Below are 12,860 nucleotides of genomic sequence, written 5' to 3'. Positions count from 1 at the left end.
GGGACTGACGACCACTGCGGCCACCTTGCGAGGAGTTCGCTATGTCTGACCTTTCTTCCTGCCTGGGCTATGGCCTGGGTTTGCGCAGCGCCTACTACCAGCAGATTCTCGATGAAGCACCGGACGTCGACTGGTTTGAAGTGGTGTCCGAGAACTTCATGGTCGAGGGCGGCAAGGCTCTCTATTACCTGGACGCCATTGCCGAGCGTTACCCCATCGTGATGCATGGGGTGTCGTTGTCCATTGGCGGTCCCCATGCCCTGGACCTGGACTACCTCAAGCAACTCAAGCAACTGGCCCGGCGGGTTGAGCCGGCCTGGATTTCCGATCACCTGTGCTGGAGCCGCGGCAACGCTCATCAACTGCACGATCTGCTGCCCTTGCCCTATACCGAGGAAAGCCTGGAATACGTGGCGGGCCGGGTGCGCCAGGTGCAGGAGGTGCTGGAGCGTCCCCTGGTGCTGGAGAACGTCTCCAGCTATGTGCGCGCCGCCGCCGATCAGTTCAGCGAGTGGGAGTTTCTGGCCGCCTTGAGCCAGCTCAGTGGCTGCGAGCTGCTGCTGGACGTGAACAACGTCTACGTCAGTTCACGCAATCACGGTTTCGATCCCTGGCAGTTCATCCAGGGGCTGCCGGCGCAACGGGTGCGGCAATTGCATCTGGCCGGGCATCAGGATCATGGCGACTACGTGATCGACACCCATGACCAGCCGGTGTGCGATCCGGTCTGGGCGCTGTATCAGCGCACCCTGCAACACCTTGGACCGGTCGCGACCCTGCTGGAGCGTGACGATCATTTTCCGCCGTTGAGCGAACTGCTCGGCGAACTGCACAAGGCTCGCGCGCTGGGGCAACGGGCGCTGTCCGGGAGGCTTGAATGCGCCTGAACGAATGGCAACTGGCCTTTGAACGCTACCTGCTGGCCGAGCAGTCCCAGGCGGACAGCCTGCTGGGCAACAGCCTGATCGGCGGACCGACCCTGAATGTCGCCACCGGTCTGGCGATTTACCACAACGCCTACCAGGCGCGGCTGCTGGAAGTCATGGTGGCGGACTTTCCGACGATCCTGCAGTGGCTCGGCGATGAGGAGTTCGCGTCACTGGCCGGCGCGTATATACGCCAATCGCCCTCCCTGCATTTCAGCCTGCGCTGGTTGGGGCAGGGCTTCGCCGAGTTCATCCGGGGCCATCTGGTGCCGGAGCAGGGCCTGCCCCTGGCGGAACTGGCGCGCCTGGAGTGGGCGTTCACCCTGGCCTTCGACGCCGCCGAGGCCCAGGTGCTGACGGTGGCGGACATGGCGGCCCTGGACGCCGAAGAGTGGCCGTTGCTGCAACTGCAACTGGCGCCTTGTGTGCAGTGGCTGGACTGCCGCTACAACAGCGTCGCCCAGTGGCGCGCGGTCAAGGATCAGGCGGATTTCCCCGAAAGTGCTTTACTCGAACAAGAGCAGCCTTGCCTGGTATGGCGGGTGGATCGGGTCTGCCGCTATCGCAGCTTGTCGTCAGCAGAAGCCCAAGGGTTGCGAGGCATGATCGAGGCGCAGTGGAGTTTCGCGGAACTCTGTGCCGAGCTGGCCGTCACTTACCTTGAGGGGGCCCCGTTGCAGGCTGCTACCTGGCTCAAACAGTGGGTCGAAGATGGCCTGGTGGTACGCCGCGAGTCCTGGAAAACGGCTGGAAATTCGATAGCCAGCTAATTTCCCAAGATGGTCTACCCTCATTTCAGACGTCTGAAACAAGGGGGATTTTTCATGCTCGCGCAACTTCCACCGGCCTTACAGAATCTGCAATTACCCTTGCGCCTGCGGCTCTGGGATGGCCATGAATTCAATCTTGGGCCGGAGCCCAGCGTCACCATCGTGGTCAAGGACCCGCAGCTGGTTGCGCAATTTACCCATCCCAGCCTGGACGCACTGGGGGGCGCCTTTGTCGAGGGCAAGCTGGAACTCGAAGGCTCCATCAGTGAAGTCATCCGGGTGTGCGATGAGCTGAGCCAGGCCTTGCTGGACGAGGATGACGACGATCAGCCGGTGCGCACACAGCACGACAAGGCCACGGACGCGGCGGCCATTTCCTACCATTACGACCTTTCCAACGCCTTCTATCAGCTCTGGCTCGACAGTGACATGGCCTATTCCTGCGCCTACTTCGAGACCGGCAGCGAGTCCCTGGAGCAGGCCCAGCAAGCCAAATTCCGCCACCTGTGCCGCAAGCTGCGCCTGCAACCGGGGGATTACCTGCTGGATGTCGGTTGCGGTTGGGGCGGGCTGGCCCGTTACGCTGCCCGCGAGTTCGGCGCCAAGGTCTTTGGCATCACCTTGAGCAAGGAGCAACTGGCCCTGGCCCGTGAACGGGTCAGTGCCGAAGGCCTGGACGATCTGGTGGAGCTGCAGCTGCTGGACTATCGCGACCTGCCTCAGGATGGCCGCTTCGACAAGGTGGTGAGCGTCGGCATGTTCGAACATGTGGGCCATGCCAATCTGCCGGAATACTGCCGGACCCTGTTCAACGCGGTGCGCGAGGGCGGCCTGGTGATGAACCACGGCATCACCGCCAAGCACACCGACGGACGTCCCGTGGGCCGGGGCGCCGGGGATTTCATCGAGCGGTATGTATTCCCCAATGGCGAGCTGCCGCACCTGGCGATGATCTCGGCGCAAATCAGCGAGTCCGGGCTGGAAATCGTCGATGTCGAAAGCCTGCGCCTGCATTACGCCCGCACCCTGGATCACTGGAGCGAGCGCCTGGAAGACAACCTGGAGGCGGCCGGCCAGCAGGTGCCGCCGCAAGCGCTACGGATCTGGCGGCTGTACCTGGCGGGTTGCGCCTATGCGTTTGCCAAGGGCTGGATCAATCTGCACCAGATCCTCGCGGTCAAGACCCATGCCGATGGCAGTCATGAGTTGCCCTGGACCCGGGACGACCTCTATTACCCCTAGGCCCGGCAGCGTTTGCTGCAGACCTTGAGTGGCTTCCTAGAGGATCGGTGAAATCAGCCGCGCGACCCGCATGCCCAGTTGTTGCAGGCGGTGAGTCTGGCGGCTTTCTTCCCGGGCGATTTCCCGGGCCTTGGCGAAGTCGGCGTCCAGCATCTGCTCCACCTCGGTGGCGAAGTCGTCGTCCACGGTCAGCAGCATCACTTCGAAATTCAAGCGGAACGAACGGTTGTCCAGGTTGGCGCTGCCAATGGCGCTGATCTCGTTGTCGATTAACACCACCTTTTGATGCAGGAACCCTGGCTGATAACGGAAGACCCGGACCCCGGCGCGCACCGCCTCGAAGGCGTAGAGGCTGGAGGCGGCGTAGACGATGCGATGGTCCGGGCGCGAGGGCAGCAGGATGCGTACGTCCACATCCCGCAACACGGCCAGGCGCAGGGCGGCGAAGACCGCTTCATCGGGAATGAAATACGGGCTGGTGATCCATACCCGTTCGGTAGCGGCATGGATCGCCTCGACGAAGAACAGCGAGCATGTTTCGTAGGCATCGGCGGGGCCGCTGGCGAGCAATTGGCAGAGCACGCCGTCATCCGGGTAGGTGTCCGGAAGGATCAGCGGCGGCAGTTCCCGGGCCGCCCAGAACCAGTCTTCGGCAAAGGACTCCTGCAGGCAGGCCACCACCGGGCCGCTGACCTGCACGTGGGTATCGCGCCAGGGCGCCAGGGGCGGTTTCTTGCCCAGGTATTCGTCACCGACGTTGTGTCCGCCGACAAAACCCAGCAAGCCGTCCACCACCACAATCTTGCGGTGATTGCGGAAGTTCACCTGGAAGCGGTTGAGCCAGCCACTGCGGGTGGCGAAGGCATGCACCTGGACCCCGGCGTCACGCAGGGTCTGCACATAAGCGGCGGGCAGGGAATGGCTGCCGATGCGGTCGTAGAGCAAGTGGATGGAGACGCCTTCGGCGGCCTTTTCCAGCAGCAGGCGTTGCAGGCGCCGGCCCAGCTCGTCGTCGTGAATGATGAAGAACTGGATCAGCACCGCCTTGTGGGAGCGGCGGATGGCATTGAAGATCGCTTCGAAGGTGGCGTCGCCGTTGACCAGCAGGCGCACCTGATTGTTGGCCAGGCACGGCATGCGCCCCAGCTTGGGCATGGCCCGCAGCGTGGCGTAGGCCTGGGAGGCGCGGGCGGTGAGCGCCTCTTCGACCCAGGGCCGCCAGTTCAGCTCATTGATGGCCTTGTGCATTTCCACGTTGGCCTGGCGCCGGGCCTGGATGTAGGCATCGAAGGTGCTGCGGCCGAACACCAGGTAGGGAATCAGGGTCAGGTAGGGCATGAACATCAGTGACAGGGCCCAGGCAATGGCGCCTTGGGCGGTCCTGACGGTGAGCACCGCGTGGATCGCGGCGATCAGCCCGAGAAAATGCAACAGTGCGATGAGATAGCCGAAGAGGTGCGGGCCAAAATAATCCATGGGGCAACCTTTGCTCCTGAAGATTCAATGCCTAACAGACCATGTTCCACAGCGAATGTCGCTATTTTATTCTGCATGCAACGCCGTGCCTTGGCCGAAGTCTAACGGCCACTACTGTCTAGGAGTCATTCGATGAAACTTCGTTTACTGGGTTGGGCCTTGGCGGCGGGATTGGCGCTGCCATTGGCTGCGCAGGCGCAGATGCTGCAACCGGGCTTGTGGGAGCTGACCAGCAGCAACATGAAGGTCGATGACCAGAACTTGCCGGACTTGTCGCTGATTCTTGGCCAGTTGCAGCAACAGATGACCCCGGAACAACGGGCGATGCTGGAGAAACAGGGCGTGACCATGGGCGGCAAGGGTATTCGGGTGTGCTTGACGCCGGACCAGGTGAAATCCGACACCATTCCGCTGCAGGACCCGCAATCGGGTTGCCAGCAGCAGGTCACCGAGCGCAATGGCAATCAATGGAAGTTTCGCTTCAGTTGTCCCAAGGCTCAGGGTAACGGGGTGGCCAAGTTCATCAGTGATCGCGAGTTCACCACCAACGTGATCGGCACCTTCAATGCCACCGGCCTGCAGCAAAAGGGCAGCATGGACACCCGTGCCGTATGGCTGGGCCAGGACTGCGGCACGGTCAAACCCCGCGCCTCCTGACCGACCCTGTAGCAGTGACGGCCGCTGCGCTTGTCGGCGAAGCGGCCCTCCAGGCACCTGGACCAGGGCCTTCGCCGACAGGCCCGGGCACCGGCTAGCCCATCCGTTCCACTACCTGTTCCAGCGTCAGCTGTCCCAGATCCTCGCCATCTCTGCCGCGCAGGCTGACGTAGCCTCCGGCTTTCTCCTTGTCCCCGATCACCAGCAGGTAGGGCACTTTCTGCAGGCTGTGCTCACGGATCTTGTAGCCGATCTTTTCGTTGCGCAGGTCGGCACTGGACCGCAGCCCCTCTCGGCGTAGGCGTTCGCTGATTTCCCAGGCATAGTCCGCCTGAGCTTCGCTGATGTTGAGCACCACCACCTGCTGCGGCGCCAGCCACAAGGGCAGGGCGCCGCCATAGTGCTCGATGAGAATGCCGATGAAACGTTCCAGGGAGCCGAACAGCGCGCGGTGCAGCATCACCGGTTGCCGGCGTTCGCCGTTGTCGGCGATGTAGCTGATGGCGAAGCGCTCGGGGAGGTTGAGATCCACTTGCAGGGTGCCGCACTGCCAGTCGCGGCCGATGGCGTCGCGCAGCACGAATTCCAGTTTCGGACCGTAGAAGGCGCCTTCTCCCGGGTTGAGCCGATAGTCGATCTGCATGCTTTGCAGGGCGCCGACCAGGGCGCTTTCCAGCTGATCCCAGACCTCGTCGCTGCCGATGCGGTTGGCCGGGCGCGTAGAGAGCTTTACCGCCACGTCGTCAAAACCGAACTCCTTATAGATGTCGAACACCAGGGCGATGGTGCGGGCGCATTCGTCCTGCATCTGTTCCGGGGTGCAGAAGATGTGGGCGTCGTCCTGGGTGAAGTGGCGGACCCGTAGCAAGCCGTGCAGTGCCCCTGAAGGTTCATAGCGATGGACCTTGCCGAATTCGGCGATGCGCAGGGGCAGGTCGCGGTAGCTCTTCAAGCCGTGGCCGAAGATCGCCACCGCGCCGGGGCAGTTCATGGGCTTGAGGGCGAAGGTGCGCTGGTCCTCGGTGCTGGTGGTGAACATGTGGTCGCGGTAGTTCTGCCAGTGCCCGGAGGTTTCCCAGAGGCTGCGGTCCATCACGTCCGGGGTGTTCACTTCCTGGTAGCCGGCCTGTTCCTGGCGCTGGCGCATGTAGCCGATCAACAGCTTGAACAGGGTCCAGCCCTTGGCGTGCCAGAACACTGAGCCCGGCGCGCAATCGTCGAAGTGGAACAGGTCCAGTTGCTGGCCCAGCTTGCGGTGGTCGCGCTTGGCGGCCTGTTCCTGACGCAGCAGATAGGCGTCCAGATCCTGGCGGGTGGCCCAGCAGGTGCCGTAGATCCGTTGCAACGGCGCGTTGCTGGCATCGCCGCGCCAATAGGCGCCGGCCACCTTGGTCAGCTTGAAGGCCCGCAACTGGCCGGTGGTACGCACGTGGGGGCCGCGGCACAGGTCTTCGAAATCACCCTGGCGGTACAGCGACAGTACGGCCTCCGGGGGCAGGTCGCGGATCAGCTCGACCTTGTAGTGCTCGCCCTGGTCGGCGAAGTGTTGCAGCGCCTGCTCCCGGGACAGCTCGCGGCGGCGCAAGGTGTGGTTGGTGGCGGCAAGGCTGTGCATGCGCGCCTCGATCAGTTCCAGATCCTCGGGGGTGAAAGGGCGCTCATAGGCGAAGTCGTAGAAGAAGCCGTCCTCGATCACCGGGCCGATGGTGACTTGGGCCGAGGGATACAGCTGCTTCACCGCCATGGCCAGCAGGTGGGCGCAGGAGTGACGCAGGACTTCCAGGCCATCGGCATCGGTCGCGGTGACGATGCTCAGGCGGGTGTCGGTGTCCAACAGGTAGTCACAGTCCACCAGCCGGCCATCGACCCGTCCGGCCACGGCGGCTTTGGCCAGGCCGCTGCCAATGCTGGCGGCCACTTCGAACACGGACAACGGCTGGTCGTACTCACGGCACGCGCCATCAGGCAGGGTGATGCGGATCATCTTCGGTGGTCCTTGGTCAGGCTTGGGGGATTAGCGGATGAAGCGCAGGGGCAGGCCCTGACAGTGGTCATACAGACGCCCCTGGTGCCAGGCGAGCTGACCCGAGACCAGGGTGGTGGCGACGCTATGGCGAAAGCGTTGGCCGGCAAACGGCGTCCAGCCGCATTGGGCAAGAATTGGCTGGCGGTCCACAGCCAGGCCCTCGGGCTCGGCGCGGATCAGCACCAAGTCGGCCCAGTAGCCTTCGCGCAGGTAGCCACGGTCGGGGATGGCGAACAGGTCGGCTACCCGGTGGCTGGTCTTGGCCACCAGGGTGGTCAGGGGCAGGACCTGGTCCGCCACCAGTTCCAGCAAGGCCGGCAAGGCGTGCTGCACCAGAGGCAGTCCGGCGGGCGCACGGGTGTAGGGCTGCTGTTTCTGCTCCCAGGTGTGGGGCGCGTGGTCACTGCCGATGATGTCCAGGCGGTGGCTGTTGAGGGCCTGACGCAAGGCGTCGCGATCGGCCTGGGTCTTGATCGCCGGGTTGCATTTGATCAGGTGGCCAAGACGCGAGTAGTCGCGGTCATCGAACAGCAGGTGGTGCAGGCAGACTTCGGCGGTGATGCGCTTTTCGGCCAGGGGCCGGTCCTCGAACAGGGCCAGTTCCCGGGCGCAGGTCAAGTGCAGGACGTGCAGGCGGGTGCCGTGTTTTTTCGCCAGTTCCACCGCCAGGGACGAGGAGCGGTAGCAGGCCTCGGCGTCGCGAATGCGCGGGTGAGCGGCAGCGGGAATCTGCTCGCCATAGAGTTGCTGCCAGCGTTGTTGCTTGAGCTGGATGCTCGGGGTGTGTTCGCAGTGCGCCAGAAGGAGGGTCGGTACCTGGCGAAACAGCCGGTCCAGCACGTGCGGATCGTCCACCAGCATGTTGCCGGTGGAGGCGCCCATGAACACCTTGACCCCGGCGACCTCGGTGGGATCGAGGGCGGCGACGGTGTCGAGGTTGTCGTTGCTGACACCGAAGTGAAAGCCGTAGTTGGCCACTGAAGCGACCGCTGCGCGGCGTTTCTTGTCGGCCAGGGCGGCCAGGGTCAAGGTCGCCGGCGAGGTGTTGGGCATGTCCATGAAGCTGGTGATGCCACCGGCCACTGCGGCGCGCGACTCGCTATGGATGCTGCCTTTTTCCGGGGCGCCGGGATCGCGAAAGTGCACCTGGTCGTCGATCATCCCTGGCAGCAGCCATTGGCCCTGGGCGTCGATTTCCAGTTCGGCGCTGAGGTGGTCGAGGCTGCCGATGGTCTCGATGCGTCCATGATTGACCAGCAGGTCGGCGTCGAACTCCCGTCCTTCGTTCACCAGGCGGGCATTGCGGATAAGGATTCGGCTCATGCTCAAAACTCGTTCTGCAGGGCCTTGTAGCCGCGGACCAGATCGACGTTGGTACGGGCCACGTCCTCGGAAAACTCCGAGGCGCTGATGCTCACCGGAGGGAACTGCGCCAGGTCGGTCTTGGGGCCGATGCGGGTGGTGGAGGGCACGTAGAAGCCTGGGGGCAGGTCGCGACCGTCCACCACCGAGTTGTGGCGGACCACGCTGCCGTCGCCCACCACGCAGTTGAACAGCACGCTGTTGAAACCGATGAACACCCGGTCGCCGACCACGCAGGGGCCGTGGACGATGGAGCGGTGGGCGATGGAGGTGTGCTGGCCGATGGTGACGGCGGCGCCGGATTTGGAGTGGATCACCACGCCGTCCTGGATGTTCGAATTGGCGCCGATGGTGATGGCTTCCATCTGGCCGCTGGCGTCGACCTCGTCGGCGCGGATCACCGCGTAGGGGCCGACGAACACGTTGTCGCCGATCACCACCTTGCCGCAGATGATGGCGGTCTTGTCCACGTAGGCGGATTCAGCGATCACCGGCAGATCGCCGGAAGGGTTTTTACGAATCATGGCGCGAGTCCTTCACGGGGGAACTGATGACTTCCACCGCGCCATCGCGAATGGCGTTGTAGAAACAGTTGGGGCGGCCGGTGTGGCAGGCGGGGCCTTGTTGCTCCACTTGCAGCAACACGGCGTCGCCATCGCAGTCCAGGCGCGCTTCGATCAGGCGCTGGCGGTGGCCCGAGCTTTCGCCCTTGCGCCACAGGCACTGGCGCGAGCGCGACCAGTAGCAGACCTGGCCGCTGGCCAGGGTTTCGGCCAGGGCCCGGCGGTTCATCCAGGCCAGCATCAGCACCTCGCCGCTGTCGTGTTGCTGGGCGATGGCGGCGATCAGTCCGTCGCTGTTCCAGGGCAGGGCATCGAGCACCGCGGTCAGCGGCCAACGACTGCCCTGGGCAGCGCTTTCCAGGTCCAGCAGTGTCAGCGGCAGGCGTTGGATCATGGTCGGCTCAGGGCGTCGTATAGGGTGTTGAGGTTGTATTCGAACAGCCCGATGAAGGTGCTGGCCGGGCCGCTGGCGGAGAGGGCGTCGGAGTACAGGGTGCCGCCGATATGGGCGCCGCTTTCGTCGGCAATCTGCTTGAGCAGGCGGGCGTCCTTGATGTTCTCCATGAACACCGCCTTGACCTTGGCGTTGCGGATCTGGGTGATCAGCGCCGCGACTTCGGCGGCCGAGGGTTCGCGTTCGGTGGACAGACCCTGGGGCGCCATGAAGTCGATACCGTAGGCCTGGCCCAGATAGCCGAAGGCGTCGTGGGAGGTGACGATCTTGCGGTTGCCCGGGGGCAGGGCGCCGAGTTTGGTCTTGGCCTCGGCCAGCAGGCGGTAGATCTGTTGCAGGTAGGCCTGGCTGTTGCGCTGATAGTCAGCCTGGTGGGCCGGGTCGGCGGCGATCAGTGCCTGGGTGATGGTGTTCACATAGAGTTCGCTGTTGGCCAGGTTGTGCCAGGCGTGCGGGTCGGGCACCTGTTCGCCGTCCTCGTCCAGGGTCCGTGGAATCACCCCGCGACTGGCGGTGATCACCGCAGTCTTGGTAGCCGAGCTGGCCACCAGGCGATCCAGCCAGGGTTCGAAGCCCAGGCCGTTCTTGATGATCAGCCGGGCTTTGAGCAGGGCCTTGGCATCGTCCGGCGTGGGTTCGTAGGTGTGGGCGTCTTCATCGGCGCCTACCAGGTTGGTGATCTGTACATGCTCGCCGCCGACCTGGCGGGTGATGTCGGCGAGGATGCTGAAGCTGGTGACCACGGCCAGCTTGTCCGCGGCCTGGGCGGTGGACCACGACAGTGGCAGCAGCAGGCTGAACAGCACGAGTAGAGCGCGCATCGGGAAACACCTCATGGGGATGTGAGCAACGGCGGGCGGTGCAACAGGCCGTGTACCGGACCGAACACCACGGACAGCAGGTACAGGCTGCCCGCCACCAGCACGATGGCCGGTCCGCTGGGCAGCGAGTAATGGAATGACAGCAACAGGCCGAGCCACACCGAGAGACAACCCAGCAGCGCGGCGATGCCCATCAACAGCGGCAGCCGCCGGCTCCAGAAGCGCGAGGCGGCGGCCGGCAGCATCATCAGCCCCACCACCATCAGGGCGCCGATGGCCTGGAAACCGATCACCAGATTGAGCACCACCAGGGTCAGGAACAGGCCGTGAGCCAGGGGACCCAGGCGACTGACGCTGTGCAGGAACAGTGGGTCGAGGGTGTCCAGCAGCAGGGGTTTGTAGATCAGGGCCATGGCCAGCAGGCTGACGGCCGAGACCAGGAGCATGCCGTTGAGGGTCGGGCCGTCCACCGCCAGGGCCGAGCCGAACAGCAGGTGCAACAGATCCAGGCGTTTGCCCGCCAACCCGAGGATCAACACGCCGCTGGCCAGGGAGATGGGGTAGATAGCCGCGATGCTGGCGTCTTCCCGCAGGCCGGTGCGGCGGGTGATCCAGGCCGCGAGGCCGGCCATACCCAAGCCGGCGCCCAGGCCGCCGAAGGTCAGGGCCGGCAAGCTGAGACCGGCGAACCAGAAGCCCAGGGCGGCGCCAGGGAGGATGCCGTGGGCCACCGCATCGCCGATCAGGCTCATGCGCCGCAGGATCAGGAAGACGCCCAGAGGGGCGGTGCTGCAGGCCAGGACCAGGCCGCCGAGCAAGGCCCGGCGCATGAACACGAATTCGCTGAAGGGTTGCCAGAGCTGTGCGGCGAACTGCATCACGCCACCTGCGTCTGGAAGGGCGGGGCAATCAGTTCTTGGCTCGGGCCCAAGACACAGCCGCTGCTTTTAACCCACAAGGTCTGAGGGATGTGCTGGCGTACGGCGGCCAGGTCATGACAAACCACCACCAGCGTCCGGCCCTGGGCGTGCCAGCTGTGCAGGTGTTGCCAGAGCAAGGTCTGGCCCGCTTCGTCGAGGGCGGCGTGGGGTTCGTCCAGGAGCAGCAGAGGCGCTTCGGTCAGGCTCAGTCTGGCCAGCAGCGCGCGCTGTAATTCCCCACCGGAAAGGGCCATCAACGGGCGACTTTCCAGACCACTCAAATGCCAGTCTTCGAGCACCGCCTGCAGTTTTTCTGCCCTGGCCCTGGCGGGTTCACGCTTGCCCCAGAAGCCTGCGGCCACCAGCGCTTCGAGGCTGATGGGGAACTGGCGATCGAGGTGTTGCTGTTGCGGCAGAAACGAAAAGCCGCCCCGTTTGGGCGCCGCCAGATCGACCTTGCCGGCCAAGGGCTTTTGCAGCCCAGCCAGGACTTTCAGCAGGCTGCTCTTGCCCGAACCGTTGGCGCCGATGATGGCGCTCAGGCTGCCGCTGGGCAGGTGCAGGTCCAGGGCTGGAGTCAGGGGTTGGCCCGGCGCGCCCCAGCGCAAACCTCGGCAGCGGATCATCAGGCCTCCCAGTTCCAGCGGCTTTGTGCCACGGCGTCGTGGGCGTGCAGGCTTTCCGCATGCACGACCCGCAGTTGGAAGGCGTTGACCCCGGGGGAGCGACGCAGGGCCAGATTCAACCGGCGGGCGGCGTCTTCGCAGAACATCAGGTTTTGTCCGTTGGCCAGGGCGAAGGCCTGTTCATCGGCGCGTTTGACCGCCGTTTGCACGGCGGTGCCCAGGGCGTTTTCCGCGTCGTTGATCAGTGCAATCAACGGCAGTTCGTCGAGGAAGTCGTCCAGGCGCAGATGCAGTTCGGCGTTGCTGCGTTGGCTATGGGGCGTGGCGACTATGCCTTGGGTCGAGCCCAGCCAGGCCAGGATCTCGGCGTGCTGCAATGGCCGGTTGGCGAAATCGTCGACGAATTGCTGTTGGATCAACTGACGGGACAGGGCGGCCGAGCAAGGACAGGTGGAGGAATAAGGCACGACGATTTTTAGTTCCACGTGGAACATCGCGTTTTTCAGCCGTGCTTCGATGCTCAACGGATAGCTCTTCCAACCGGCCAAAGGGCTGACCAAGGCCGGGCGTTTGAGCAGCAGATCGAAGTGCAGGCGCAGGTAGGCGCTGTTGGCCAGGCCTTCGTGACTGTCGAGAAAGCGCTGTAGCACTTGGCGCAGCAGAGCAGGCGTGAGGTTGTCCTGTTCGAGCATTTCCAGGGCCAGGTACAGCCGCGACATATGAATGCCTCGCGCCTCGCCGTCGTCGAGGCTGACTCCGGCGTCCGCTTTGGCAGCGATCCGTTGGCTGTCCATCAGTACAGGTAAGGCAATGCCGCACATGCCCACCCATTCCAGGGGCAAGGCTTGGCGTGAGGCCTGCGCGGCGATATCCGGCAGAGTCAGCGCGTTCATGAACAGGTCCGTCGTTAGGAATATTTCTGCATGTTATATTATAACAATACATCCGATGAAACATTTTTCCTCGGCGGTTCTCTGGCCTGTTCTTGTGAGTACGGACGCTCCCTCATCTGCGGTA

The 12,860-nt window shown here is 64.1% G+C and carries 13 protein-coding genes; 4 read left to right on the top strand and 9 right to left on the bottom strand.

What is annotated here, in order from left to right; translation table 11 throughout:
* Positions 1 to 41: 41 nt before the first annotated feature.
* From ACMGF8_RS04805 to cfaB, 3 genes are read left to right on the top strand one after another with little or no spacing between them, the layout of a single operon-like run.
* Positions 42 to 887, top strand: a complete 846-nt coding sequence (locus ACMGF8_RS04805) for a DUF692 domain-containing protein (protein ID WP_102862396.1) — start codon at positions 42 to 44, stop codon at positions 885 to 887.
* Positions 878 to 1,696 carry a DNA-binding domain-containing protein gene (locus ACMGF8_RS04800; RefSeq protein WP_207166802.1) on the top strand — a complete coding sequence of 273 codons (819 nt, stop codon included), beginning with the start codon at positions 878 to 880 and terminating at the stop codon, positions 1,694 to 1,696. Before ACMGF8_RS04805 ends, ACMGF8_RS04800 begins: the two co-directional genes overlap by 10 nt.
* A gap of 54 nt (positions 1,697 to 1,750) precedes the next feature.
* Positions 1,751 to 2,938 (top strand): C17 cyclopropane fatty acid synthase CfaB, encoded by a 1,188-nt coding sequence (cfaB, locus tag ACMGF8_RS04795; RefSeq protein ID WP_416758852.1) that lies wholly within the window; start codon positions 1,751 to 1,753, stop codon positions 2,936 to 2,938.
* 36 nt (positions 2,939 to 2,974) lie between these two features.
* Here the strand turns inward: cfaB and cls are convergent, their stop codons facing one another.
* The gene (gene cls / locus ACMGF8_RS04790) at positions 2,975 to 4,414 is read right to left on the bottom strand and encodes a cardiolipin synthase (protein WP_102862393.1); all 1,440 of its coding nucleotides are present in this window, start codon (positions 4,412 to 4,414) and stop codon (positions 2,975 to 2,977) included.
* Positions 4,415 to 4,546: 132 nt separating this feature from the next.
* Between cls and ACMGF8_RS04785 the strand changes: the two genes are divergently transcribed.
* Positions 4,547 to 5,071 (top strand): DUF3617 domain-containing protein, encoded by a 525-nt coding sequence (locus ACMGF8_RS04785; protein ID WP_102862392.1) that lies wholly within the window; start codon positions 4,547 to 4,549, stop codon positions 5,069 to 5,071.
* Between the two features lie 94 nt (positions 5,072 to 5,165).
* Here the strand turns inward: ACMGF8_RS04785 and thrS are convergent, their stop codons facing one another.
* Genes thrS through folE2 form a run of 8 tightly spaced genes read right to left on the bottom strand, consistent with a single transcriptional unit; the run spans position 5,166 to position 12,736 of the window.
* The gene (thrS, locus tag ACMGF8_RS04780; protein WP_207166801.1) at positions 5,166 to 7,055 is read right to left on the bottom strand and encodes a threonine--tRNA ligase; all 1,890 of its coding nucleotides are present in this window, start codon (positions 7,053 to 7,055) and stop codon (positions 5,166 to 5,168) included.
* 30 nt (positions 7,056 to 7,085) lie between these two features.
* A complete protein-coding gene (locus ACMGF8_RS04775; RefSeq protein WP_250329695.1) occupies positions 7,086 to 8,420 on the bottom strand; it encodes a dihydroorotase in 1,335 nt (444 codons plus the stop codon).
* A gap of 2 nt (positions 8,421 to 8,422) precedes the next feature.
* Positions 8,423 to 8,983 (bottom strand): carbonate dehydratase, encoded by a 561-nt coding sequence (locus ACMGF8_RS04770; RefSeq protein WP_102862389.1) that lies wholly within the window; start codon positions 8,981 to 8,983, stop codon positions 8,423 to 8,425.
* Complete coding sequence (gene hisI / locus ACMGF8_RS04765; RefSeq protein ID WP_416758849.1) at positions 8,973 to 9,416, bottom strand: phosphoribosyl-AMP cyclohydrolase; 444 nt, start codon at positions 9,414 to 9,416, stop codon at positions 8,973 to 8,975. Before hisI ends, ACMGF8_RS04770 begins: the two co-directional genes overlap by 11 nt.
* Entirely contained in the window at positions 9,413 to 10,297 is an 885-nt protein-coding gene (locus tag ACMGF8_RS04760; RefSeq protein ID WP_250329696.1) for a metal ABC transporter substrate-binding protein, read from the bottom strand. The genes hisI and ACMGF8_RS04760 overlap by 4 nt, the downstream gene beginning before the upstream one ends.
* Positions 10,298 to 10,308: 11 nt before the next feature.
* Positions 10,309 to 11,175 (bottom strand): metal ABC transporter permease, encoded by an 867-nt coding sequence (locus tag ACMGF8_RS04755; protein ID WP_416758846.1) that lies wholly within the window; start codon positions 11,173 to 11,175, stop codon positions 10,309 to 10,311.
* Positions 11,175 to 11,843 (bottom strand): metal ABC transporter ATP-binding protein, encoded by a 669-nt coding sequence (locus ACMGF8_RS04750; RefSeq protein WP_102862385.1) that lies wholly within the window; start codon positions 11,841 to 11,843, stop codon positions 11,175 to 11,177. Before ACMGF8_RS04750 ends, ACMGF8_RS04755 begins: the two co-directional genes overlap by 1 nt.
* The gene (folE2, locus tag ACMGF8_RS04745) at positions 11,843 to 12,736 is read right to left on the bottom strand and encodes a GTP cyclohydrolase FolE2 (protein WP_102862384.1); all 894 of its coding nucleotides are present in this window, start codon (positions 12,734 to 12,736) and stop codon (positions 11,843 to 11,845) included. Before folE2 ends, ACMGF8_RS04750 begins: the two co-directional genes overlap by 1 nt.
* Positions 12,737 to 12,860 lie beyond the last annotated feature (124 nt).

The organism is Pseudomonas sp. BNK-7 (assembly GCF_048072025.1).
GTDB classification, from domain to species: Bacteria; Pseudomonadota; Gammaproteobacteria; order Pseudomonadales; family Pseudomonadaceae; genus Aquipseudomonas; species Aquipseudomonas danubii.
The sequence above is the reverse complement of the archived record's forward strand: the minus strand, read 5'-3'. Positions and strand labels throughout refer to the sequence as shown.

Coding starts and splice junctions, on each gene's coding strand:
- ACMGF8_RS04805 (WP_102862396.1), top strand. CDS start 42: ATGTCTGACCTTTCTTCCTGCCTGGGCTATGGCCTGGGTTTGCGCAGC.
- ACMGF8_RS04800 (WP_207166802.1), top strand. CDS start 878: ATGCGCCTGAACGAATGGCAACTGGCCTTTGAACGCTACCTGCTGGCC.
- cfaB (WP_416758852.1), top strand. CDS start 1,751: ATGCTCGCGCAACTTCCACCGGCCTTACAGAATCTGCAATTACCCTTG.
- cls (WP_102862393.1), bottom strand. CDS start 4,414: ATGGATTATTTTGGCCCGCACCTCTTCGGCTATCTCATCGCACTGTTG.
- ACMGF8_RS04785 (WP_102862392.1), top strand. CDS start 4,547: ATGAAACTTCGTTTACTGGGTTGGGCCTTGGCGGCGGGATTGGCGCTG.
- thrS (WP_207166801.1), bottom strand. CDS start 7,055: ATGATCCGCATCACCCTGCCTGATGGCGCGTGCCGTGAGTACGACCAG.
- ACMGF8_RS04775 (WP_250329695.1), bottom strand. CDS start 8,420: ATGAGCCGAATCCTTATCCGCAATGCCCGCCTGGTGAACGAAGGACGG.
- ACMGF8_RS04770 (WP_102862389.1), bottom strand. CDS start 8,983: ATGATTCGTAAAAACCCTTCCGGCGATCTGCCGGTGATCGCTGAATCC.
- hisI (WP_416758849.1), bottom strand. CDS start 9,416: ATGATCCAACGCCTGCCGCTGACACTGCTGGACCTGGAAAGCGCTGCC.
- ACMGF8_RS04760 (WP_250329696.1), bottom strand. CDS start 10,297: ATGCGCGCTCTACTCGTGCTGTTCAGCCTGCTGCTGCCACTGTCGTGG.
- ACMGF8_RS04755 (WP_416758846.1), bottom strand. CDS start 11,175: ATGCAGTTCGCCGCACAGCTCTGGCAACCCTTCAGCGAATTCGTGTTC.
- ACMGF8_RS04750 (WP_102862385.1), bottom strand. CDS start 11,843: ATGATCCGCTGCCGAGGTTTGCGCTGGGGCGCGCCGGGCCAACCCCTG.
- folE2 (WP_102862384.1), bottom strand. CDS start 12,736: ATGAACGCGCTGACTCTGCCGGATATCGCCGCGCAGGCCTCACGCCAA.